A 22,916-nucleotide genomic window follows, 5' to 3' on the forward strand; every position below is an offset into this window, starting at 1 on the left:
GATGACATAATTCATTTTAGAGGGTCTGATTTGACGGGGAGAGGGCAACGGGCGTTCCATGGACCCTGTCGCCCGACAGAATTCCCCCGGAAGAAGATTGCCTGCTGACTGCGGAGAATGATCGCACATGAAAGAAATCGTAGCCGTCGATATTGGGGGCACGCACGCGCGTTTCGCGCTGGCACGCGTGGAAAATGGGCGCGTTGTCAGCATGGGGGAGGCAACGACCCTGAAATGCGCCGAACATGCCAGCCTGCAGCTTGCATGGGAGGCGTTTGGCCGTTCGGTGGGCAAGCCGCTGCCGCGCGCGGCGGGCATTGCGGTCGCATGTCCCATAAAGGGCGAAATCCTGAAGCTGACGAATAACCCGTGGATCATCCAGCCGGCCCAGCTCGGGGCGAAGCTGGACATCGACGAGCATGTGCTGGTCAACGATTTCGGAGCCGTCGCCCATGCCGTGGCGCAGGTGGGCGAAGAAAGCCTCCAGCATATCTGCGGCCCGGACACGCCGCTTCCCAAGGAAGGGATCATTACCATCGTCGGTCCCGGCACGGGGCTGGGCTCGGCCTATGTCGTGCGGCACAAGAACGGATATTTCGTGTGCGAGACAGAGGGCGGGCATATCGATTTCTCCCCGCTGGACCAGCTGGAAGACCGCATCCTGCAACTGCTGCGGCTGCGGTATCGTCGCGTGTCGGTGGAACGCGTGGTCTCCGGCCCCGGACTTGGCAACCTGTACGAGGCGATCGCGGAAATCGGCAACCTTCCGGTCCGCACCCGCGATGACAAGACCCTGTGGACGATGGCGCTGGACGGAAGCGACCATGTCGCCGCCGCCGCCTTGGAACGTTTCTGCCTGTCGCTGGGAACGGTGGCGGGCGATCTGGCGCTGGCGCAGGGGGGCGGCAGCGTGGTGATCGCCGGTGGGCTTGGCCTGCGTCTGGCGAAGCATCTGGGCGTATCGGGCTTTGCCGAGCGGTTCGTGGCCAAGGGCCGTTTCGAAAGCCTGATGGCGGCGATGCCGGTCAAGCTGATTACCTATCCGCAGCCCGGCCTGCTGGGGGCGGCGGCAGCCTTTGCCGAGGCCTATCGTTAAGAGGCCGTTTGAAAACAGCCTGCTGATAATAAATGACAGAAGTTTTTGGGTGCCGCCTTTTTCCAGAAAGGCGGCATCTTTTTTGAAGCTTTTTATAAAAAGATTCACCAAAAACTTTTATGATTTCAGGATGTTACTGACCTTTCTTTTTCAGGCTGCCTTTGGGAAGGCACCTCTCGCGCGTCCTTTAGCGTTGTCTGGGCGGGCGAGGGGGGCGCGGGTAATATCCATGTTTCCAGCCTGAACGGAGCGCCTGTGCCGCAAGATGCGGGGCAGGCGTTTTTTATGCCGGTTTCCAGATGGATGGAAATAATATTATCGCACCCTACATAATTGGGAGTGGATGAAAGCATGCCGGATGCATGGACAGGTCCTGGCGGGCAACCATATGGCGATCCGCAGGGTTGGGTGATTATGGGGAACGAGGGCGAGCCTCTGGTCGTGCAGACTCTTGTGGCCTATTGAGAAGGAAAGCGGTAACGGCCCGGCGATACGCGCGCAGGGTAGTGAAACGACATGGAAGACATGACGCGAAAGCGGATGGAGAACCCCCGATGAATCTCAAGCCCATTCTCGATGCCTATGCCGCGCTGTCGGCGCAGATGGACCAGAGTTCCAGCGGCGTGCTGAAGATTGCCAATCTTCTGCACGAAGGCGTGCATAACAAGGATCCGCAGGCGGTGGCCTGCATGAAGCTGGTTCAGGACATCGCTGCCTCGCACGAGGCGGAGCATCAGAAGCTTGCCGCTTTCTGGCGTGAACTGAGCACGGCCATCCCTACCTTGCCGAAATATCCCGAGGATGGGGTCAATGGCGTGGCCGTGGAACAGGCGCAGTCCCCGCGTCTGGGGCTGAAATCATTTTTTGATGGATTGATGGACGGATTCGATCCGAAACCCTGATCTGTCAGCCATCCGGCCCGTGGCCCATATAGGCCGGACAGGCACGGATGGCATGCCCCGCCCGCTGGGCGGTTCAGAGGCTGTTTGAAAAAGCAGCCCCAATAACATCATGAAATTATAAAAGTTTTTGGTGAAGCTTTTTATAAAAAGCTTCGAAAGATGTCGCCCTTTTTAAAAGAGCGACACCCAGAACCTGCTGTTGTCAGGCCAGCCCTCAGGGCGAGGTCAGGCGTTCGCGGAACAGCTTGCGGATTTTGGCGATCTTGGGCGGGATGACCGCGTTGCAGAAGGGATTGCCCGGGTTCTTGGCGAAATAATCCTGGTGATAGGTTTCCGCGGGATAGAAATGTTCCAGCGGCACGATCTGCGTGACGATGGGATCGGGCCATGTCCCGGCCGCGCTCAGTTCGTCGCACACCTGTCGCGCAGTCCGCGCCTGTTCATCGTCCAGTGTGAAAATGGCGGATCGGTACTGCGTGCCGACATCATTGCCCTGCCGGTTGAGGGTCGTGGGATCGTGCAGGACGAAGAACATCCCCAGAAGATCACGATACGACAGGATGTCCGGATCGAACTCGATCCGCACGACTTCCGCATGCCCCGTCCGGCCGGTGCAGACGTCTTCATAGGTGGGATCGGGAACATGTCCGCCCGCATAGCCGGGTTCGAGCGAGATGATGCCACGGATTTCGCGCAGCGGGGCTTCGATGCACCAGAAGCATCCCCCCGCCAGAACGGCCACTTCCGTCTTTTGCTGCGTCATGGGAGTCCCCGTTTCTTCATGATTTGCGGATGGCCGCGCCGCATCCTTCCTCCAGAACGCGAACGCGGCGCAGCGATAGGTCAGACCGTCAGGAAATACGTGCCAGCGCGGCATCGAGCCGCACGCGTTCCGCACGGAACGCGGCAAGGCGCTCGCGGTTTTCCTCCACCACTTCGGGCTTGGCGCGGGCCACGAAATCGGCGTTGGCCAGTTTGCGCTCGACCTTGGCGATCTCGCCATCCACCTTGCCGCATTCCTTTTCAAGGCGCTGGCGTTCCTGCGACAGGTCGATGATGCCCGCCAGCGGCAGGATCAGCGTGGCCTCGTCAACCACCAGCTGGGCCGCGCCCTCCGGCATTTCACCCTCAAGGGGGCGGACTTCGGACACGCGGGCCATGCGTCCGATTGCTTCGGCCCATTTCCGGGCGCGCGCGACGGTCTGGGCCGAGGCATCGCGCAACAGCACCGGGGCCAGACGCGATGGCGGCACGTTCATTTCGGCCCGCACGGTGCGGATTTCCGTAATGAAACGGATCAGCCATTCCATCTCCGCCCCGGCCTGCTGCGCGTCGGGCACAGTGTCGGGCGCGGGCCACGTCGCCTGCATCAGGCTGCCACGCGCGCCATAGCCAAAGCGATGCCACAGCTCATCGGTCATGAACGGCATGACCGGCTGCAGCAGGCGCAGGATCAGGCCCAGCACATGGGCCGTAACCGCGCGGATTTCGGCCGCTTCGCCTGCATCATCATCCGCATTGAAAACCGGCTTGGCGAATTCCAGGAACCAGTCGCAAAAACAGTTCCAGACAAAGCGGTAGCAGGTCGCGGCGTATTCATCGAAGCGGAAGGCCTCCAGCGCCGCCGTGGCGTCCTCCACCGCGCGTCCCGCCTCCGCCAGCAGCCAGCGGCCCAGCGGGGATTTCACGCTCGCGGGGTCAAAGCCACAGACCGGGGCGACCTGGTTCATCTCGCAAAAGCGCGCGGCGTTCCACAGTTTCGTGGTGAAGGAACGGTATTCCTCCACCTTCCTGCGGCCCAGCTTTACATCGCGGCCCAGCCCCGTCAGCGCGCAGATCGTGAACCGCATGGCATCCGCGCCATAGGTATCGATCATCTCCAGCGGGTCGATGCCGTTGCCCTTGCTCTTGGACATTTTCTGTCCGCGTTCGTCGCGCACCAGCCCGTGGATGAACACCTTGCGGAACGGCACGTCCTTCATGAAATGCAGGCCCATCATCATCATCCGCGCAACCCAGAAGAAGATGATGTCAAACCCCGTGACCAGTACGTCCGTCGGGTAATACCGCGCCAGTTCAGGCGTCTGCTGCGGCCAGCCAAGGGTGGAGAACGGCCACAGCGCGGAAGAGAACCACGTGTCGAGCACGTCCTCGTCCCGGGTCAGGACCTCGTCACGGCCATAATGGGCACGGGCCTGTTCAGCGGCATCGGCCTCGTCATGGGCGACGAACACATGGCCGTCGGGACCATACCACGCGGGGATGCGGTGTCCCCACCAGAGCTGGCGGCTGATGCACCAGGGCTGGATGTCGCGCATCCATGCGAAGAAGGTGTTTTCCCACTGGCGGGGCACGAATTCGACGCGTCCCGTCTCCACCGCTTCGATCGCGGGGGCGGCAAGGGTCTTGGCGTCGCAGTACCACTGCGTGGTCAGGCGGGGTTCGACCACCGCGCCGCTGCGTTCCGCATGGGGCACCTGATTGGTGTGCGCCTCGACCTTTTCCAGCCATCCCAGGCGTTCAAGCTCGGCCACGATGGCCTTGCGCGCCTCATCGCGCGGCATGCCCTGAAGGGTGCGGACAAAGTCGGGGTCGGAAATGCCGTCCTGCGCCTGCATCTCGCCGGCGATTTCCTCCAGCGTGATGCAGGCATCGGCGTCCAGCACGCTCGGCATCGCAAGGTCATGGCGGCGTCCGACCTCGAAATCGTTGAAGTCATGCGCGGGGGTGATCTTGACCGCGCCGCTGCCTTTTTCCGGATCGGAATGTTCGTCCGCGATGATGCGGATGCGCCGTCCCGTCAGCGGCAGGACAACCGACTGTCCCACCAGATCGGCATAGCGTTCGTCATCCGGGTGCACGGCGACCGCCATGTCGCCCAGCATGGTTTCGGGCCGCGTGGTCGCCACCGTGATGGTGCGCTCCGCCTGTCCGTCGATCGGATAGCGGATGTACCACAGGTTGCCCCGCGTTTCGCGGTTGTCGACTTCCAGGTCGGAAATGGCGGAACGGAAGGTCGGGTCCCAGTTGACCAGGCGCCTGTCGCGATAGATCAGCCCTTCGCGGTACAGGGTGACGAACACTTCGCGCACGGCGTCCGACAGGCCGTCATCCATCGTGAAACGTTCACGCGGCCAGTCGAGGGAGGCGCCAAGCCTGCGCAGCTGCGTGGTGATGCCGCCGCCTGACTGCGCCTTCCATTCCCATACGCGCTTTTCAAAGGCATCGCGCCCCAGCGCCTGCCGTGACGTGCCTTCCTTTTGCAGCATCCGTTCGACCACCAGCTGCGTGGCGATGCCCGCATGGTCGGTCCCCGGCTGCCACAGGACGTCGCGTCCCTGCATGCGGCGCCAGCGGATCAGGGTGTCCTGCAACGTCATCGTCAGGGCGTGGCCGACATGCAGCGTGCCCGTGACATTGGGCGGCGGGATCATGATGGTATAGGGGCGATGCGGACTGTCGGGATCTGCGGCAAACGCCCCGCATCCCTCCCACAATGCATAGAGGGAGGTTTCTGTCTCGCCGGGGGAGAAAGACTTATCAAGCATTGCTAAAAACCAGATCCACCTAAATCAGACGCGCGACGCGACAACATGTCCGCCCGTGGCAGATATACCCCAATCCGTGGCGAAAGAAACGGCGCAAGATTCCCCCATGCCCCATGGCATGCCTGCGGCCATGCGAAAAATCCCCGCCGATCAGGCGGCCATCAGCGTCCCGGCTCCCGCACGGCATAGTCGCTGATGCCCCACAGGCGGTCGTGCACGGCCTTGTAATAGGCCTTCTCGTTATAAAGCGGCACGTCGAGGTTGAGGTCGCGCGCCGTCAGCCGCCCGATGGCCGCGACCTCCTGGTACGAAGCCTGTACAAGGCTGCCGAGGCTCATGACCAGCGCGACCTGTGCCTGAAGCAGGGTTTCCTGCTGCTGCAGTACCGCCAGCGTCGTGCCGGTCCCGACGATGGCCTGCCGTTCCACCCCGGCAAGGGCGGTGATGTTCGCGGAAATCGCCTCGCGGTTGCTGGTGATGGCGGCGCGGTTGGCAAGGATGCGCTGCCAGCTTGCCTCCGCCAGCTGGATGGCGCTGCGGCGCTGGACCTCGACCGCGCGATGGGCCTCCGCGACCTGCTGCTTGGCGGCGCGGACGGCGGCGTATTCGCTCCCCCCCTGATAGATGGGGATGGAGGCGGAGACGAGCGCCGCCTTGTTGTCATAAAGGGAGCGTCCCTCGTTCTGGTTGATGTCGTGCATGTAGGTGGCCTGCGCGTTGATGGAGGGCAGCAGCGCGGCGAAGGCCACGCCGACCGCGTCCTTGCGTGCGGCCTCGTCAAACAGGGCGGCGATGACGGAGGGATTGTTTTCGGTCGCGCGGACCGTCGCATCCTGTTCGGACGTGACAGGCAGCACCAGCGGCTGGGGCGGTTCAAGGTTGTCCGGCGCATCGGCGCCGATGACCTGCAGGTAGGTCGCGCGTGCCGCCGCCAGCGTGCCTTCGGCCTGCTGGCGCGTGGCGCGCGCGGCGTTCAGCGCGGCTTCGGCCTGTGCCACGTCGGTATGGGTGATTTCGCCCCCACGGGCGCGCAGCTGGGTGGCGCGCAGCTGTTCTTGGTACAATTTCTCGTTATTGATGTCGATGCGCAGGATCTGCTCGTCCTCGATCACGCCGACATAGGCGTTGACGACATCGGTAAAGACCTGCTGTTCCGTCGCGATCAGGCGCGCGCGTTCGGCCATCACGTCATGAACGGCGCGATGGGTGGAGGCCGTCGTGCGCCCGCCGGTATAGATGGGTTCGCTGATCGTGACGCCCGCGCCATAGCCGGGCTGGTCGTAACGGCGGGTATATCCGCCGTTACCGCCCTGCGCGGCCATCGTCATGTTGCCGGTATAATAGCTCATGTCGGCGGTGCCGGTAATGGTCGGCCGCCAGCCGCCAAGTGCCGTGGGCACCTGTTCGTCCGTCGCGCGCAGGGTGGCGCGCTCCCTGCGCAGGACCGGGTTGGTCAGATAGGCGCTGGCCAGTGCTTCCTGCAGGGTGCGCGGAACTTGGACGGGGGTATCGTCCGCCGCGACGTGTGCCGCTGGCGCGCGCGCCAGCGCGGTTCCCCCATACAGAATGGCGGCAAATCCGATGCCAACAATCCTGCGTCCCTTCATGCGATAATCCCCTGCGCCCGGCCTGATGCAGGCATGCCTGCCTGAGGGAGGGGACCTTATCGTCAGGAGGTTGCGGTCAGGTTAATCGCACGCAGGGGACGCTGATGCACGCTGTCGCGATATCCGTAACGGGTGGCGGGATCAGGCGACTGAATCGAAGGAAAAGGCCGGGGCCGGGGCCAGTTCGGGCAGCAGCGGGACATTGGCGTCGAACACGGCGCGCGTGGCGCCCGTACCTTCGGCCGTAGGCTGCACGATGCAGACCGAGGCCACGCTGTCGGCAGGCCAGACGGGCGCGACGACACGGCCGTCGGCTGCGCACTGTGACAGCAGGGCAGGGGGAATCGCGCGCACGGCGCCGTCAATCAGGATCAGGTCATATGGCGCGTTATCCGGCACGCCAGCGGCCAGTGGCCCGATATGCCATGACACGTCGGGGGCGAACGTCCGGCACAGCGCCTGCCCTATGGCGGCAAGCGTCCGGTCCGATTCCAGCGCGTCGATCCGCAGCCCCTCTTCCATGCGCGAGGCCAGTGCCGGGAGATAGCCGGTCCCCGCGCCCACGATCAGCACCCGATCCCCCTGGCGGGGGGCGGCGACCTGCAGCATGCGCGCGACCACGCGCGGTTCGGTCAGGACGCGCCCGTCAGGCAGCGGCAGCGACTGGTCCGCGTAAGCGAATTCACGCAAGGACTCCGGCACGGCAAGTTCACGCGGGACGTGGCGTATCGCCGTGATGATGCGCGGATCGTTGACCTGCGCCGGCCGGATCTGCGCATCGACCATGCGCTGGCGTGCCGCCTCGTAATCAAGGGGGGGATATTCGATAACTGGCTGCTTCATGACCTTCCCTTCCATCGGCCCCGTGAACGGGGGTGGCGATCCGTGCATCGCGGCGGGTGCGTGATTTTTATTTCCCCGCAAATCCTGTTCTATTCCCGCTTTTCATGTCTGCCTAGCAGGTAGGCCGCACACAACGGCTTGACCTGCGGCATGATTAAGAGGATATAGCCCCTGTCCCGGTCAGGTCCGGTGGCAGAATGGTGATGCAGCGGACTGCAAATCCGTGAATGTGGGTTCGATTCCCGCCCGGACCTCCACTCCTTCCATGACAGGGAAGGAGTGTGATTGACATAATCCCCGAAAAACGGCCGTTTTCATCGCGTAACTTTGGATATGCGATGGCATGGGGCGTTACCCGATGACAGGACTGATGGGGGTATCGGTGCGGATGGATGGCGCTGTCCGGCGCGTCAGGCCCCGGATCGTGCCATCAGTTAAGCCCAGATGATGCCGAAGACGGGCGTATGGCCGCGAGGCAGGCTGGTTTCAGCCTGCCGTAGCATGTTGCAATATCCCGGAACTGCTTCAGTCCTGCACGGACGCGTTCAGTTCCATTGATCGTGACGGCATCAGACCGTTCCATTCGCCCTGTCGCGGTCATCAAGGAAAAGCTGGTCCGCCTCCTCATCGAAATCGAACAGTTCGGCATACCGTGCCCAGCCGATCAGGGTCTGCAGCGTCTGTTTCGCATAATCGGGCGACATGCTGTCTTCCAGTTCGTCGCGGAAACGCTCGGCGCTGGCGCGGTGGTTGGGGCGTTCATCCAGGACGGAGCGGATGCTGCGCACCATCGGAATGTTATGCAGCAGGCTGTGGCACAGGATCTGCTTGCGTTCGTCATGCTCGCTCTGGACAAAGCGCATGCCTTCGGGCGTCAGCAGGATATCCCCGTCCTCCAGCTCCGCGAAGCCCAGAAGCTGTAGCGATTCACCCAGTGGGAACAGGTCGTCGAGTTCCAGCTGCAGCCTGCTGGCCAGAAGCGGAAGGTCGGCGCGCCCGTCCAGCGGGTCGGCCGCCAGCGTTTCCATCATGCCGACCATGGTATTGATCGCAAGGCGCGGCAGGGCGATGGCCTCGATCGGGGCACTTGTCCCCTGCGCGCCCGTATCGGTCAGGTCAGCTTCGGAAACGACGGGCGCGCGACGCGTCATCAGGGCATAGATGCGGTCGACGAACTGCCGGAAGGCCGCGTCCTCCCGGTTGCGGGGATGGTCGAAAGGCACGCTCAGCTCATGGGCCACCCGTCCGGGATTGGACGAGAAGATCAGGATGCGATCGCACATCAGGACCGCTTCCTCGATATTGTGCGTCACCAGCAGGATCGACTTGATCGGCAGCTTGCGTTCCGACCACAGCTCCACCAGGTCGGTGCGCAGGTTTTCCGCCGTCAGGACATCCAGCGCCGAAAATGGTTCATCCATCAGCAGCAGGTCGGGATGCACCACCAGCGCGCGGGCCAGCCCCACGCGCTGGCGCATGCCGCCCGACAGTTCCTTGGGATAGGCATTTTCGTAACCACCCAGCCCGATCAGGTCGATGGCCCGTTCCGCCAGTTCCTCGCGCTCCGCTGCCGCGACGCCCTTGGCTTCCAGCCCCAGTTCGACATTCTTCTGAACCGTCAGCCATGGGAACAGGGCGAATGACTGGAACACCATCGCGACACCTGCGGCCGGTCCGGTCAGCTTCTTCCCCTTCCAGATCACTTCGCCCGATGTCGGCGTCAGCAGCCCCGCGATGATCCGCAGCAGGGTGGATTTTCCAGACCCGGAGCGTCCAAGCAGCCCCACGATTTCGCCGGATCGCAGGGTCAGGTTGACATTGTCCAGCACGACAAGATCGGTAGCACTTTCCTTGTGATAGGCCTGCTTGCAGTCGATGATCCGGACCAGTGTCTCGCTCTGCGGGGCCGGAGTCGGGGTCGGTGCGGGGGCTGCGGAAGGCGAAGGCATCGTATGCTTTCAGTTGAAGGTGAAATGACGCGCGGCGTAATTGGCCAGCGGACGCCAGACCAGACGGTTGAACAGCAGGACGAACATGGACATCACGACCATGCCCAGCCCGACGCGGTCCGTCGCGCCGTCAATCGTGGCCTGTGCGATATAGGCCCCCAGCCCCTGCGCGCGCAGGGTGGTGGAACCCCAGCTTGCCATTTCCGTGGCGATTGCGGCGTTCCATGCCCCGCCTGACGCGGTGATCGCGCCGGTAATGAAGAACGGCACGATACCCGGCAGCATGACGCGCATCCACCACAGCGTGCCCCGCACCTGGAAATTGCGCGCGGCCTCCAGCAGGTCGGTGGGATAGGAAGATGCGCCGGCCACGATATTGAACAGGATATACCACTGCGTTCCCAGCAGCATGAGCGGCGTCAGCCAGATATTGCTGTTGAGGTTGAAGCGCACGATGAACAGCACGAACAGCGGAAAGAACAGGTTGGCGGGAAAGGCGGCCATGAACTGCGCCACGAACTGCGCGCGTCGCGCCCGGCGTGCATCCAGACCCAGCCAGATCCCCACCGGCACCCATATCAGCGACGCCACCAGCAGGGTCACCAGCACCCGCGCCAGCGTCAGGCCACCCAGCCCCGCGACATGCAGCACCTGCGACACGGTGAAGTGTGCCGCGGCATAGCCCGCCACCTTTTCACCGGCGATGACGACACACAGCCCGAGGCAGGCCCACCATGCGATATCGAGCACGCGGCCCGAAACATGCGATGGCCCGATGTCGGAGGGCGCGCGCCCGATGCGCAGCCAGCCGATGGAGGTCAGCGCATGGCCAAGCGCGTCGCTGATCCGCCGCAGCACCGACGTGCGCCGCAGCAGCGCCAGGACCCATGGGTCCGGCGCGGCCTCGCCCTGCGTGTCCTCCACGCTGAAACGCGCCGACCATGCGACAAGGGGACGGAAAAGCAGCTGGTCATAGGCCAGGATGACGATCAGCATGGTCACGATCGCATACCCGATCGCCAGCAGGTCGCGGTGCGCGATCGCGGTGCCGACATACGAACCGATTCCCGGCAGCGCGATATCCGTGCTGCCCACCGTGATCGTTTCGGAATAGACGACCATGAACCACCCGCCGGACATGGAAATCATTGCGTTCCACACCAGCGAAGGGATGGCGAAAGGCACCTCCAGCCGCCAGAACCGCTGCCATGCCGTCAGGCCGAAACAGCGGGCCGCTTCCTCCAGGTCGGCGGGCACGGTGCGCAGCGACTGGTACATGCTAAAGGCCATGTTCCACGCCTGGCTGGTGAAGATCGTGAAGATCGCCGCCAGTTCCGCCCCCATCATCTGGCCGGGGAAAAGCCCGAGGAAGAAGACGACGGTAAAGGTCAGAAACCCGAGGATGGGCACCGACTGCAGGATATCGAGGACCGGGATCAGGATCTGTCCCGCCCGCCGGCTTTTCGCCGCCCATACGGCATAGGTGAAGGTAAAGGCCAGTGATGCCAGCAGGGCCGCGAACATCCGGAACGTCGTGCGCAGGGCATATCCCGGCAGCCATGACGGATCGAGGTGGATCGTCTGCGCCGTGGCGGGGGACAGGGGCACCAGCATGTGCCGCCCCACCGTCGCCATCGCCACGCCAAGCCCCATCAGGATGACAAGCCCCACGAGGTCGAACAGATTGGGACGGACCCGCAGGCTGTGGGCGGTAAGGGTCGGTTCGATCACCCTGTCGTTCCCGTGCTGCCGAATCCACCGGCGCCGCGCGCCGTGTCGTCAAGGGTATCGCATTCCTGCCAGACACCGCGCACGACCGGGGCCAGCACGCCCTGCGCGATGCGCATGCCCCGTTCGACCACGAAATGATCCGTGCCGGTATTGAGCATGATGATGCCGATTTCCCCGCGATAATCCTCGTCAATCGTGCCGGGCGAATTGGGCAGCATTATGCCATGTTTCAGCGCAAGGCCGGAACGCGGCCGGATCTGCAGTTCGTACCCGGCAGGCAGCGCGATGCACAGGCCGGTCGGGATCAGCGCGCGTCCACCCGCCCATATCGTGACCGGATCTGTCACCGCCGCGACCAGATCCATCCCCGCAGCCCCCTGCGTCGCATAGGCAGGAAGCGGCAGTCCCGCCGCATGCGCGAGGCGACGGATACGGATGGGCAGGGAAGGCTGGCTCATGCGGGGGCTCCATGATGGGAAGGGGCGATTTCTGTTACAATCTTATGCACCAGTCCGCGCGCGACCGCATCCTTCGATGTGCGGGGCCAGTGTTCCGTGCCAGTGGCCGTGATCAGCGTGACCTCGTTTTCATGGCCGCCCATGATGCCGGTTTCCGCCCGCACGTCGTTGGCGACGATCCAGTCACAGCCCTTGCGCAGGCGTTTCGCCGCCGCGTTGTCCCGCACGTCGTCGGTTTCGGCGGCAAAGCCGATCACCAGACGCGGGCGTGCCGGGCCGGGGCGCGACAGGTGGGCCAGGATGTCGGGATTGGGCACCAGCGTCAGGCTCGGCGGTGGAGCGCCGGGGGATTTCTTGATCTTGCGCGTTCCCGGCTGCGCCACGCGCCAGTCCGCCACGGCGGCGGCGCAGACGGCCACGTCGCAGGGCAGCGCGGCTTCGCACGCCGCCAGCATCTGCTGCGCCGTTTCCACGCGATGAAGCGTCACGCCGGGCGGGGGGGCGATGTCGGTCGGTCCGCTGACCAGCGTGACCTGCGCGCCCATGGCCGCCAGCGCGTCGGCAATCGCGTATCCCTGCCGCCCGGAAGAGCGGTTGGCGAGGTAGCGCACCGGGTCGATGGGTTCATGCGTCGGCCCCGCCGTGACCAGCGCGCGCATTCCATGCAGCGGCAGGCTGGCCGCCGGGCGCAGGGCAGCCATGACGGATTGCGCGATGGCCGCGGGTTCGCTCATCCGGCCCGGCCCGGTTTCATGGCAGGCCATGACGCCTTCTTCCGGCCCGACAAAGGTGACGCCGCGCGCGGACAGCGTCGCGACATTGGCGCGGGTGGCGGGATGCAGCCACATGCGCACGTTCATCGCGGGCACTGCCATGACGGGCGTGTCGGTCGCCAGCAGCACGGTGGTCGCCAGGTCGTCCGCCATGCCATTGGCCATGCGGGCCAGGATATCGGCCGTGGCGGGACAGACGACGATCAGGTCGCTGGCGCGCGACAGGGCGATATGCCCCATTTCGTGTTCGTCTGTCAGGGAAAACAGGTCTTCGGAAACCCGCTCGCCCGTCAGTGCCTGAAGGGTGAGGGGGGTGACGAAGCGCGCGCCCGCGCGGGTCAGGATGGTGCGGACCTGCACGCCGCGTTCCACGAGGCGCCGGATCAGTTCCGGCACCTTGAACGCCGCGATCCCGCCGCAGATCACCAGCAGGACGGACGGGCGCGCGCCCTTCATCAGATGCGCCAGCCCGAATGGATGGCGGCGATCCCGCCGGACAGGTTCTGGTAGGAGACGCGTTCCAGCCCCGCTTCGCGCATCATGTCCGCCAGCGTTTCCTGATCGGGGAACATGCGGATGCTTTCGGCCAGATACTGGTAGCTTTCGCGGTCCCCGGCGATGGCGGCGCCCATGCGGGGCAGCACCTGGAACGACCATGCGTCATAGATGGGCGACAGGGCCGCGACCTGCACGCGGGAGAATTCGAGGCACAGGAAACGTCCCCCCGGCCGCAGCACGCGCCGTGCCTCGCGCAGGACCTGCAGCTTGTCCGTGCAGTTGCGCAGCCCGAACGCGATGGAGACGCGATCGACGGAGCAGTCTGCGATGGGAATCGCCTCGGCATCGACCGCCACGAAATTCAGGCCGGAGACAAGCCCGCGTGACAGCGCGCGGTCACGTCCGACCGCCAGCATGCTGACATTGATGTCCGACAGGATGGCGGGACCACCGCCGCCACGCAGCCAGCCGAAGGAAATGTCGCCCGTCCCCCCCGCAAGGTCGAGCAGGCGCAGGTCGGGATGGGGGCCAAGTTCGGTGACGAAAATCTTTTTCCATGCCCGGTGGATGCCAAGCGACATCACGTCATTCATGATGTCGTACTTGCCCGCGACGCTGTCGAACACCTCGCGCACCATGGATTTCTTTTCCGTGACGGGAACGTGACGGAAGCCGAAATCGGTCGTGCCGGAGGGATGTCCGCTCGGCGTGGGGCCATCGGACGGGGAAGGGGCGGATTGGGTATGGTGGCTATTGTCGCTCATGATCGGGAGATATAACCTTATAACCCGCCATGCCGGAACTCCCTGAAGTAGAAACTGTGATGCGCGGGATGCGATTGCACCTCGAAGGTCACAAGATTGCAACTGCCACGACCGGGCGCGACGGGTTGCGTCGTCCTTTCCCGCCGGGACTGGGCGACTCGCTGCGTGGCCGGGTGATCACGCGGTTCGGGCGACGGGGGAAATACATTCTCGTCGATCTTGACGACGCGCGGACGCTGCTGGTGCATCTGGGGATGTCGGGGCGGATCGTGCTGGGTTCCGACATCTCGACGCCGGCGGCGCGGCACGAACACCTGCTGATCCTGACGCATCAGGGCGCGCGATGCGGGCTGGTGGACCCGCGCCGTTTCGGGGTCGTGGACCTGGTGCGCACGGAGGACGTGGGCGCCCACCCGCTGCTGGCGCGCATGGGGCCGGAGCCGCTGGGCAACGGGTTCGATGCCGTGGGACTGGCGCGCGCGGCGGCAGGGCGACGTACCCCGATCAAGTCGCTGCTGCTGGACCAGCGGGTCGTCGCGGGACTGGGTAATATATATGTCTCCGAAGCGCTGTTCCGCGCGGGCATCCATCCCGCCCGCATGGCCGCCAGCCTGGACGCGGCGCAGTGCGGGGCGCTGGTGGGCAGCATCCGCGACGTCCTGACCGAGGCGATCGCCGCTGGCGGGTCGAGTCTGCGTGATTACGTGAAACCCGATGGGGAGTTGGGCTATTTCCAGCATGCGTGGCGTGTCTATGGCCGGGCGGGGGAGGGATGTCCCGAATGTCCCGGCCCGCCGGCATGCGATGGTGTCATGCGGATCACGCAGGCGGGACGGTCCTCATTTTTCTGTCCCATGCGCCAGGAAGTCGGGGCGGAAGCCGAAGACTTGTCTTGACGGATGGGGAAAGTGTGGACTAGACCGCGATCCTGATATCTGGATGTCCGCAACTATCGGGTGGCGGACCGCCGTAACCTGATTTTTTGCTGAACTGAGAACGATGGCCAATACCGCATCCGCGCGCAAGCGCATCCGCCAGACCGAGCGCCGTAACGCGCGCAACACCGCCCGCATCTCCCGCGTGCGCACCTTCGTCAAGAAGGTCGAGACCGCGATCGAGGCCGGCAAGAAGGAAGACGCCACCGTCGCCCTGCGCGCGGCGCAGCCCGAACTGCAGCGCGCTGTGGGCAAGGGCGTCATGCACGCCAACACGGTGGCACGCCGCATTTCGCGCCTGTCCGCGCGTATCAAGGCGCTTGCCGCTGCCTGATCCATTTACTGGATAAATAAGCGTGCGCGCGGAATAAATAATTTCGCGTAATAAATGGGACCGCATCATGTCATTCCGGCAAGGTGTGGTCCTTTTTATTTGTCATCTACTCCTCATTATTGCGTATTTCCGTCGCGGACTCGGTTTTGATCGGCGGCTGGTCAGATTCCCGTTGCTTCCTCCGATTCCCTGCACTAACTTCGGGGTCATCCTCATCGGTAGCGGCTGGGGCGCTGATCCGTCGGCGCATGGGTTTTCGTGCAGGCATGCGCGGAAAACGCGAACGTGTCCGCATGCGTTGGGGGGATGTGTTAATTTTGAACAGGCATTTCGCGGGCGCGGACTGTCATGTCCCTGAATGGCCGGGAGTGAAGATGACGGGCGGACTGGAAGGATATGACGAGGTTGCCGAAGCGAATGCCCAGAAAAGCATTCTCGACATCCACTGGTCGCGTATCTGCGCCCGCCTCAAGGCCGAGGTCGGGGAGGTGGAATACAACACCTGGCTGAGGCAGATGGGTGTCGGCCCCGTCGACGAGGATGAAATCACCCTCTACCTTCCCACGCGCTTCCTGCGTGACTGGGTGCGGGGACAGTACGGCGATCGCCTTGGCGCGCTGTGGCATGCCGAAGTCCCCGCGATCCGCCGCGTCGAACTTCAGGTCGCGCGTGGCGCCTCACCCGCGACGGATGGCGACGCGCCATCCGCCGGGCCCGCGTCCGCCGCAGCGGCGACACCCCCCGTGGCCGAGGTCGTGGCGGTGGTCGAGGAACCCCGCGCCGCCGAGGTGCGCAGCGACCTTGCCGCGCCGCTCGACCCGCGTTTCACGTTTGATACCTTCGTTGTCGGCAAGCCGAACGAATTCGCGTACGCCTGTGCCCGGCGGGTGGCCGAACGCCCGTCCAGCCCCGGCTTCAACCCCCTGTTCCTGTATGGCGGCGTGGGTCTGGGCAAGACGCACCTGATGCATGCGATCGGCTCCGAACTGGTGCGCGAGGGACGGGTTTCCGTGGCCTACATGTCGGCCGAAAAGTTCATGTACCGTTTCATCGCCGCCATCCGTTCGCAGTCCACCATGGAATTCAAGGAACAGCTGCGTTCGGTCGATGTGCTGATGATCGATGACCTGCAGTTCCTGATCGGCAAGGACAATACGCAGGAAGAATTCTTCCACACCTTCAACGCGCTGGTTGACGCGGGGCGGCAGATCGTCGTTTCGGCGGACAAGTCGCCCTCCGACCTGTCGGGGCTGGAGGATCGCCTGCGCACGCGTCTCGGGTGCGGGATGGTGGCGGACATCCATGCCACGACGTTCGAGCTGCGGATTTCCATCCTGGAGGCCAAGGCCGCCGCGTCCGGGGTGGAAGTGCCCGCCAAGGTTCTGGAATTCCTTGCGCACAAGATCACCTCGAACGTCCGCGAACTCGAAGGCGCGCTGAACCGCCTGATCGCGCATGCCAACCTGTTTGGCCGCCCCGTGACGCTGGAGGCGACGCAGGATGTGCTGCATGACATCCTCAAGGCCAACAACCGCCGCGTCACGATCGAGGAAATACAGCGCAAGGTCGCCGAACACTGGAACATCCGGCTGACGGACATGTCTTCCGCCCGGCGTTCCACCGTGGTGGCGCGGCCCCGGCAGGTGGCGATGTACCTGTCAAAGCAGCTGACCTCGCGCTCCCTGCCGGAAATCGGGCGCAAGTTCGGAAACCGCGACCATACCACCGTCATCTATGCCGTGCGGCGCGTGATGGAACTTATGGAACAGGATCCGGCTTTTGCCGAGGATGTGGAATTGCTGCGCCGGATGCTCGAAAGCTGATATTTTCGTTCAACGCCCTCTTTTCGCATTTGCGTCAGGCTGCTAGACCTATTGCCCCCATTACGTGCTTCGGTCACGAAACGCGTTGCCGGGCAAGGAGGATTTGTTACACATGAAGCTGAAGGCTGATCGCGCGACCCTGCTCAAGGCGCTGATGCATATTCAGGGCGTGGCTGAGAAGCGTAACACCATCCCCATTCTTGCCAACGTCCTCATCAACGTCACCGACGGGCTGATGACCATGACGGCCACCGATATGGAAATCGCGGTGGTGGAGGGGATTTCGGCTGAAATCCTGCGTGACGGGGCCGTGACCGCGCCCGCAGCCGTGCTGTGCGATATCGTGCGCCGGCTGCCTGACGGCGCGGTGATCGAACTGGACCAGGCGGGGGGCGACGCGCCGCTGGGCCTGCGCGCCGGACGCTTTACCACCAGCCTCAACGTGCTGGATGTCGATGACTTCCCCTCCATGATGGCGGGCGCGCTGCCGCACGAATTCACCATCGCGTCACAGGTGCTGCGCGGCCTGATCGACCGGACGCGCTTTGCCATTTCGACCGAAGAGACGCGCTATTACCTCAACGGCATCTATTTCCACGTCGCGCAGACCCCGCATGGGGAGATGCTGCGCGCGGTGGCGACCGACGGGCACCGCCTTGCCCGCGTGGAAACCGACGTGCCGGAGGGGGCGGCGGGCATGCCCGGCGTCATCGTGCCGCGCAAGACGGTGACGGAACTGCGCAAGCTGCTGGACGAAGGGCCGGAACATATCGGCGTCGCCCTGTCGGATACGCGCATCCAGTTCACCGTCGGCAACGTGATCCTGACGTCCAAGCTGATCGACGGCACCTTCCCCGAATATGAACGCGTGATTCCCACCGGCAACGACAAGATCCTGCATGTGGGAAAGAAGATTTTCTCCGACGCGGTATCGCGCGTGGCCGCGATCAGCCAGGAACGTTCCCGCCCGGTCAAGCTGACGGTCACTCAGAACCTGCTGACCCTGACCGCCGTCAGCCAGGATCAGGGCACCGCGACCGAGGAACTGGACGATACCCATGTCGTCTATGACGCAAGCCCGATCGAAATCGGCTTCCAGGCGCGTTACCTCAACGATATCACCGACCAGATCGACAAGAATGTCGAGTTCGCGTTTTCCGACAGCTCCGCGCCCACCATCGTGCGCGATGTGGATCGTCCCTCGGCACTGTATGTGCTGATGCCGATGCGCGTCTGACGCCACGATCGGTCGCCGGGCGCGTATGGCCCATCTTGCGCGGCTTGTCCTGACGGATTTTCGCAATTACCGCCATCTGTCATGGACCCCCGATGCCCCGGTTACGGTGGTGGTGGGGGAAAATGGCAGCGGCAAGACCAATCTGCTGGAATCGGTGTCCCTTCTCCTGCCCGGACGGGGCCTGCGCGGGGCGCGGGTCGCGGACCTGCCACGCCACGGGTGCGCCCGCTGGGGTGTTGCGGCGCGCATCCATGTGCCCGACGGGGTGGAGGAAGGGATGCGCGAACTGGCGGTCGGATCCGACCCCGCCCGCCCCGAACGCCGCACCGTCCGGCTGGATGGCGAGGTATTGCGCAACAGGGCGCGTGTTTCCGATTTCCTGTCCGCCGTATGGCTGACGCCCCAGATGGACCGCCTGTTTCAGGAAGGGGCCGGCGGCCGGCGGCGTTTCCTTGACCGGCTTGTCCTGGCGATGGAGCCGGGACATGGGCGCGAACTTGCCGCCTATGACCATGCCATGATGCAGCGCAATCGCCTGCTGGGGGATGGGCGGGCCGATCCTGCGTGGCTGTGCGCGCTGGAGGACGCGATGGCGCGTCACGGCGTGGCCGTCATGGCCGCCCGCGCCGGTCTGGTCGCATTGCTCAATGCGGATGAGGAGGCGCTGTGCGACGGGTTCCCCGCCACCACCCTGCATCTGGAAAGCGAAGTGGCGGAACGCCTGCGCCATGCCCCCGCCCTGATGGTGGAGGACTGGCTGCGAGAGCGGCTCGCGGCCTCGCGTTCCGGCGACCGCGCGCGGGGAAGTGCCGGGCACGGGGCGCACCGCACCGATCTGCGGCTGCATGACCGCGCGACGGGACGCGGTGCCGCGCATTCCAGCACGGGGCAGCAGAAGGCCATGCTGGTGGGGCTGGTCCTGTCGCATGCCCGCCTGATCGCGCGGATGCGGGGGCAGGCGCCGCTGATCCTGCTGGATGAGCCGCTGGTCCACCTGGACGAGGCACGGCGCGCGGCCCTGTTCCGCGCCATCGGGCGTCTGGATACCACCGTGATGCTGAGTGGCACCGATGCGGCGCAGTTCGCGCCCCTGCGCGATCAGGCGGCCTTTGTCATGCCCCGGGATGGCAATCTGGTTTCAGTTCCCTGATTCGCCGCGATTAATGGCCGGGAAAGCTTGGTGGGAAGGGCGGGTTCGATGTATAACCGCACTTCAACGCGTGACCCTGTTGTGGAGCATCTGTCCGGCATGTCTGACCAATCCAATCCCGATCAGAAACACGATGCCGGGGGGGAGGATATTCCCGTCACAGGTGCGGATTATGATGCGGCTTCGATCTCGGTTCTCAAGGGGCTGGATGCGGTGCGCAAGCGCCCGGGCATGTATATCGGCGATACCGATGACGGCTCCGGGCTGCATCACATGGCGTTCGAAATCATCGACAATGCCGTGGACGAGGCGCAGGCCGGCTATGCGACGACATGCACCGTCACGCTGAACGGCGATGGCAGCGTCACCGTCCGTGATGACGGGCGCGGCATCCCCACCGACATGCATCAGGAAGAGGGCATCAGCGCGGCGGAGGTCGTGCTGACGAAGCTGCATGCGGGCGGCAAGTTCAACCAGAATTCCTACAAGGTGTCGGGTGGCCTGCATGGCGTGGGCGCCGCCGTGGTCAACGCCCTGTCCGAATGGATGGAGGTGCGCATCTGGCGTGGCGGCAAGGAGCACATGATCCGCTTCCGCGCGGGCGAGCGTGAGGCCCCCCTGTCGGTCGTGGGCGAAAGTGACGAGGCGCGCGGCACCCAGGTCACGTTCAAGCCGAGCGCCGAGACCTTCGCGATCGTGGAATTCCAGTTTTCGGTGCTGGAGCGGCGGCTGCGCGAACTGGCCTTCCTGAACTCCGGCCTTGCCATCGTCCTGCGTGATGAACGCCATACCCCCGCGCGTGAGGAATCGTTCCATTACGAAGGGGGGCTGTCGGCCTTTGTCGAATGGCTTGACCGTGGCAAGACCCCGATCGTGGAACCGCCGATCACCGGCAGTCTGCAGAACGACGATAACGGCATCAAGGTCGAATTCGCCCTGACATGGAACGACAGTTTCCATGAAACCATGCTGTGCTTCACCAACAACATTCCCCAGCGTGACGGCGGTTCGCATCTGGCGGGTTTCCGCCAGGCCCTGACGCGCATTGTCGGACGCTATGCCGAGGCGAACGCGAACAAGAAGGATTCCCACTCCCTCGTGGGCGAGGACATGCGCGAGGGGCTGACGGCGGTCCTGTCGGTCAAGGTGCCGGACCCCAAATTCTCTTCGCAGACCAAGGACAAGCTTGTCTCGTCCGAGGTGCAGCCCGTGGTGCATGCGGCCGCGGCCGACATGATTTCCCACTGGTTCGAAACCCACCCCAAGGAAGCGCGCCAGATCGTGGCGAAGGTCATGGATGCCGCCGCCGCGCGCGAGGCGGCGCGTCGCGCGCGCGAACTGACGCGGCGCAAGGGGGTGCTGGACGTTTCCTCCCTTCCGGGGAAGCTGGCCGACTGTCAGGAGCGCGATCCGGCGAAGTCCGAACTGTTCATCGTCGAGGGGGATTCGGCCGGCGGCACCGCCAAGCAGGGACGCGACCGGCGGTTCCAGGCGATCCTGCCGCTGAAGGGCAAAATCCTGAATGTCGAACGCGCCCGTTTCGACCGCATGCTCGGCTCGGCCGAAATCGGCACGCTGATTACGGCGCTGGGCACCGGCATCGGCCGGGGTGACGTGGAACATGGCGGCTTTTCGATCGACAAGCTGCGTTACCACCGCATCGTCATCATGACGGACGCCGACGTGGACGGGTCGCATATCCGCACGCTGCTGCTGACGTTCTTCTTCCGCCAGATGCCCGAACTGATTGAAAAGGGATATCTGTATATCGCGCAGCCGCCGCTGTACCGCGCCAAGCGCGGCAATGACGAACGCTATCTCAAGGATGACGCGGCGCTGGAGCAGTATCTGCTCGACAAGGCGCTGGCGCATGCAAGCCTGCGTTACGCCGATGGCCGCGAAATCACGGGGGAGGCCATACAGCCCGAAGTCAGCTTCATCCGTGACGTCGCGCGCGCGCTTTCGCGCCTTGCGGTGCGCGCGCCTGTCTGGATCCTGGAACAGGCGGCGATTGCCGGGGCGCTTTCGGCGGACCCGTCCGCCATCCCGGAACGGATCATCGACCTGCAGTCGCGGCTTGATGCCGTCTCCCCCGAATCGGAGCGTGGGTGGAAGGTCGCGGCAAGCGCGGACGGGCTGGAAATGGCGCGCAGCGTGCGCGGCGTGGGGGAGGTCTATCGCCTTGACCCCGCCACCCTGCGCAGCGCGGAGGTCCGCTGGCTTTCGGAACATCATGACCGCATCGCCGCCGATTTCGGTGGCGGGGTGGAACTGACCCTCGACAGCCATACATTGCCGCTCAATGGTCCGGCGTCGGTTTACGAACGCATCCTGGCGCAGGGGCGGCGCGGCCTTTCGATCAACCGATTCAAGGGGCTGGGCGAAATGAACGATGCGCAGCTGTGGGAAACCACGCTGGATCCCGCCATGCGCACGCTGCTGCAGGTGCGGGTGGGCGACGTGGAAAACGCGGCGCAGGTCTTCTCCACCCTGATGGGCGACGTGGTGGAACCCCGCCGCGACTTCATCGTGGGCAACGCCCTCAAGGTCGCGAATCTCGACGTCTGAGGGCGTGCCGGATCTAGTCTGGGATCAGTTCACGGGCAATGTGCGGGATTTCGGAAATGGAATCCGCGCCCACCGTGGCCCCGGCCTCCATCTCGGGCGCGCCGTATCCCCAGCGGGCGAAGATGCCCCGGACATGTGCGCCCATTGCGGCGGCGATGTCGTTATGGTGATCGCCCACCATGATGGCGCGATCGGGGACGCCGCCCGCCATTTCGATGGTTCCCAGCAGGTGTCGCGGGTCGGGCTTGCGCACCGCGAAACTGTCGCCCCCGCCCACCGCGTCGAACCACTGGTCCAGTTCCATGACCTGCAGGATGTGGCGGGCTGCGGCGACCGGCTTGTTGGTGCAGACCGCCAGCTTCCATCCCGCGCCCTTCAGGCCAGCCAACGTGGCGCGGGTGCCGGTGAACGGGTGCGACAGGTCCGTCGAATGGGGGGTATAATCGGCCATGTAGCGGCTGACGGCCTCATCCGCGTTGATGCTTCGGGCGGGTTCGCCCGCATGGGCCAGCAGGCGGCGCACCAGCATGCCGACGCCATCGCCCACCATGGGGCGCACGGTATCGGGTGTGACAGGGGGCAGGCCGTAATGGCGCAGCAGGCGACAGGCACAGGCGGTCAGGTCCGGCAGGCTGTCGATCAGCGTGCCATCCATGTCGAAAACCGCCAGGCGGGGGGGAAGGGAAAGCATCCGGTTCTC

18 protein-coding genes and 1 tRNA gene are annotated in these 22,916 nt (G+C 64.4%); 9 read left to right on the forward strand and 10 right to left on the reverse strand.

All coding sequences use genetic code 11. The annotated features are described in order from the left end of the window. The first annotated feature begins 127 nt into the window (after positions 1-127). Both glk and CFR71_RS03945 read left to right on the forward strand, forming a co-directional pair. Positions 128-1,096, forward strand: coding sequence for a glucokinase (glk, locus tag CFR71_RS03940; protein ID WP_110527253.1), 969 nt, complete (start codon positions 128-130; stop codon positions 1,094-1,096). A 554-nt stretch (positions 1,097-1,650) separates the two neighbouring features. Further along, a complete protein-coding gene (locus CFR71_RS03945; protein ID WP_110527256.1) occupies positions 1,651-1,998 on the forward strand; it encodes a hypothetical protein in 348 nt (115 codons plus the stop codon). Between the two features lie 214 nt (positions 1,999-2,212). Here the strand turns inward: CFR71_RS03945 and msrA are convergent, their stop codons facing one another. The 4 genes from msrA to CFR71_RS03965 form a co-directional block, all read right to left on the reverse strand. Continuing rightward, positions 2,213-2,761 (reverse strand): peptide-methionine (S)-S-oxide reductase MsrA, encoded by a 549-nt coding sequence (gene msrA, locus CFR71_RS03950; RefSeq protein ID WP_110527259.1) that lies wholly within the window; start codon positions 2,759-2,761, stop codon positions 2,213-2,215. An 88-nt stretch (positions 2,762-2,849) separates the two neighbouring features. Next, complete coding sequence (locus CFR71_RS03955; protein WP_110527263.1) at positions 2,850-5,546, reverse strand: valine--tRNA ligase; 2,697 nt, start codon at positions 5,544-5,546, stop codon at positions 2,850-2,852. A gap of 161 nt (positions 5,547-5,707) precedes the next feature. Then, positions 5,708-7,153, reverse strand: a complete 1,446-nt coding sequence (locus CFR71_RS03960) for a TolC family outer membrane protein (RefSeq protein WP_110527266.1) — start codon at positions 7,151-7,153, stop codon at positions 5,708-5,710. A gap of 141 nt (positions 7,154-7,294) precedes the next feature. Beyond that, complete coding sequence (locus CFR71_RS03965) at positions 7,295-7,996, reverse strand: protein-L-isoaspartate O-methyltransferase family protein (RefSeq protein ID WP_239020254.1); 702 nt, start codon at positions 7,994-7,996, stop codon at positions 7,295-7,297. A 183-nt stretch (positions 7,997-8,179) separates the two neighbouring features. Between CFR71_RS03965 and CFR71_RS03970 the strand changes: the two genes are divergently transcribed. Next, positions 8,180-8,253 (forward strand) — tRNA-Cys (locus CFR71_RS03970). A gap of 312 nt (positions 8,254-8,565) precedes the next feature. Here the strand turns inward: CFR71_RS03970 and CFR71_RS03975 are convergent. The 5 genes from CFR71_RS03975 to CFR71_RS03995 all read right to left on the reverse strand — a co-directional run bounded on the left by CFR71_RS03975 (position 8,566) and on the right by CFR71_RS03995 (position 14,169). Beyond that, on the reverse strand, positions 8,566-9,945 hold the full coding sequence (locus CFR71_RS03975; protein ID WP_110527269.1) for an ABC transporter ATP-binding protein: 1,380 nt from the start codon (positions 9,943-9,945) through the stop codon (positions 8,566-8,568). A gap of 9 nt (positions 9,946-9,954) precedes the next feature. After that, positions 9,955-11,598 (reverse strand): ABC transporter permease, encoded by a 1,644-nt coding sequence (locus CFR71_RS03980; protein ID WP_239019253.1) that lies wholly within the window; start codon positions 11,596-11,598, stop codon positions 9,955-9,957. Between the two features lie 74 nt (positions 11,599-11,672). After that, positions 11,673-12,134, reverse strand: a complete 462-nt coding sequence (dut, locus tag CFR71_RS03985) for a dUTP diphosphatase (RefSeq protein ID WP_110527272.1) — start codon at positions 12,132-12,134, stop codon at positions 11,673-11,675. Then, complete coding sequence (coaBC, locus tag CFR71_RS03990) at positions 12,131-13,363, reverse strand: bifunctional phosphopantothenoylcysteine decarboxylase/phosphopantothenate--cysteine ligase CoaBC (RefSeq protein WP_165832029.1); 1,233 nt, start codon at positions 13,361-13,363, stop codon at positions 12,131-12,133. Before coaBC ends, dut begins: the two co-directional genes overlap by 4 nt. Then, positions 13,363-14,169: a class I SAM-dependent methyltransferase gene (locus CFR71_RS03995; protein ID WP_110527274.1), complete on the reverse strand. Its 807-nt coding sequence runs from the start codon at positions 14,167-14,169 to the stop codon at positions 13,363-13,365. The genes coaBC and CFR71_RS03995 overlap by 1 nt, the downstream gene beginning before the upstream one ends. Before the next feature lie 29 nt (positions 14,170-14,198). Here CFR71_RS03995 and mutM point away from each other — a divergent pair, with 29 nt between their 5' ends. The 6 genes from mutM (at position 14,199) to gyrB (ending at position 22,216) form a co-directional block, all read left to right on the forward strand. Beyond that, complete coding sequence (gene mutM, locus CFR71_RS04000; RefSeq protein WP_110527277.1) at positions 14,199-15,065, forward strand: bifunctional DNA-formamidopyrimidine glycosylase/DNA-(apurinic or apyrimidinic site) lyase; 867 nt, start codon at positions 14,199-14,201, stop codon at positions 15,063-15,065. Positions 15,066-15,168: 103 nt separating this feature from the next. Beyond that, positions 15,169-15,438 (forward strand): 30S ribosomal protein S20, encoded by a 270-nt coding sequence (gene rpsT / locus CFR71_RS04005; protein WP_110527280.1) that lies wholly within the window; start codon positions 15,169-15,171, stop codon positions 15,436-15,438. Between the two features lie 374 nt (positions 15,439-15,812). Further along, complete coding sequence (gene dnaA, locus CFR71_RS04010; protein WP_110527617.1) at positions 15,813-17,261, forward strand: chromosomal replication initiator protein DnaA; 1,449 nt, start codon at positions 15,813-15,815, stop codon at positions 17,259-17,261. A 112-nt stretch (positions 17,262-17,373) separates the two neighbouring features. Next, complete coding sequence (gene dnaN, locus CFR71_RS04015) at positions 17,374-18,498, forward strand: DNA polymerase III subunit beta (protein WP_110527283.1); 1,125 nt, start codon at positions 17,374-17,376, stop codon at positions 18,496-18,498. A gap of 25 nt (positions 18,499-18,523) precedes the next feature. Next, positions 18,524-19,648: a DNA replication/repair protein RecF gene (gene recF / locus CFR71_RS04020; RefSeq protein WP_110527286.1), complete on the forward strand. Its 1,125-nt coding sequence runs from the start codon at positions 18,524-18,526 to the stop codon at positions 19,646-19,648. Between the two features lie 99 nt (positions 19,649-19,747). After that, positions 19,748-22,216 carry a DNA topoisomerase (ATP-hydrolyzing) subunit B gene (gene gyrB, locus CFR71_RS04025; RefSeq protein ID WP_239019244.1) on the forward strand — a complete coding sequence of 823 codons (2,469 nt, stop codon included), beginning with the start codon at positions 19,748-19,750 and terminating at the stop codon, positions 22,214-22,216. Positions 22,217-22,229: 13 nt separating this feature from the next. Here the strand turns inward: gyrB and CFR71_RS04030 are convergent, their stop codons facing one another. After that, positions 22,230-22,907 (reverse strand): HAD-IA family hydrolase, encoded by a 678-nt coding sequence (locus CFR71_RS04030; RefSeq protein WP_239020255.1) that lies wholly within the window; start codon positions 22,905-22,907, stop codon positions 22,230-22,232. Positions 22,908-22,916: the final 9 nt, after the last annotated feature.

It is taken from the genome of Novacetimonas pomaceti (assembly GCF_003207955.1).
Taxonomy (GTDB): Bacteria; Pseudomonadota; Alphaproteobacteria; order Acetobacterales; family Acetobacteraceae; genus Novacetimonas; species Novacetimonas pomaceti.

Excerpts from the sequence above, each read along its gene's own strand:
- glk (WP_110527253.1), top strand. The coding sequence starts at position 128 with ATGAAAGAAATCGTAGCCGTCGATATTGGGGGCACGCACGCGCGTTTC.
- CFR71_RS03945 (WP_110527256.1), top strand. The coding sequence starts at position 1,651 with ATGAATCTCAAGCCCATTCTCGATGCCTATGCCGCGCTGTCGGCGCAG.
- msrA (WP_110527259.1), bottom strand. The coding sequence starts at position 2,761 with ATGACGCAGCAAAAGACGGAAGTGGCCGTTCTGGCGGGGGGATGCTTC.
- CFR71_RS03955 (WP_110527263.1), bottom strand. The coding sequence starts at position 5,546 with ATGCTTGATAAGTCTTTCTCCCCCGGCGAGACAGAAACCTCCCTCTAT.
- CFR71_RS03960 (WP_110527266.1), bottom strand. The coding sequence starts at position 7,153 with ATGAAGGGACGCAGGATTGTTGGCATCGGATTTGCCGCCATTCTGTAT.
- CFR71_RS03965 (WP_239020254.1), bottom strand. The coding sequence starts at position 7,996 with ATGAAGCAGCCAGTTATCGAATATCCCCCCCTTGATTACGAGGCGGCA.
- CFR71_RS03975 (WP_110527269.1), bottom strand. The coding sequence starts at position 9,945 with ATGCCTTCGCCTTCCGCAGCCCCCGCACCGACCCCGACTCCGGCCCCG.
- CFR71_RS03980 (WP_239019253.1), bottom strand. The coding sequence starts at position 11,598 with ATGGGGCTTGGCGTGGCGATGGCGACGGTGGGGCGGCACATGCTGGTG.
- dut (WP_110527272.1), bottom strand. The coding sequence starts at position 12,134 with ATGAGCCAGCCTTCCCTGCCCATCCGTATCCGTCGCCTCGCGCATGCG.
- coaBC (WP_165832029.1), bottom strand. The coding sequence starts at position 13,363 with ATGAAGGGCGCGCGCCCGTCCGTCCTGCTGGTGATCTGCGGCGGGATC.
- CFR71_RS03995 (WP_110527274.1), bottom strand. The coding sequence starts at position 14,169 with ATGAGCGACAATAGCCACCATACCCAATCCGCCCCTTCCCCGTCCGAT.
- mutM (WP_110527277.1), top strand. The coding sequence starts at position 14,199 with ATGCCGGAACTCCCTGAAGTAGAAACTGTGATGCGCGGGATGCGATTG.
- rpsT (WP_110527280.1), top strand. The coding sequence starts at position 15,169 with ATGGCCAATACCGCATCCGCGCGCAAGCGCATCCGCCAGACCGAGCGC.
- dnaA (WP_110527617.1), top strand. The coding sequence starts at position 15,813 with ATGACGGGCGGACTGGAAGGATATGACGAGGTTGCCGAAGCGAATGCC.
- dnaN (WP_110527283.1), top strand. The coding sequence starts at position 17,374 with ATGAAGCTGAAGGCTGATCGCGCGACCCTGCTCAAGGCGCTGATGCAT.
- recF (WP_110527286.1), top strand. The coding sequence starts at position 18,524 with ATGGCCCATCTTGCGCGGCTTGTCCTGACGGATTTTCGCAATTACCGC.
- gyrB (WP_239019244.1), top strand. The coding sequence starts at position 19,748 with ATGTCTGACCAATCCAATCCCGATCAGAAACACGATGCCGGGGGGGAG.
- CFR71_RS04030 (WP_239020255.1), bottom strand. The coding sequence starts at position 22,907 with ATGCTTTCCCTTCCCCCCCGCCTGGCGGTTTTCGACATGGATGGCACG.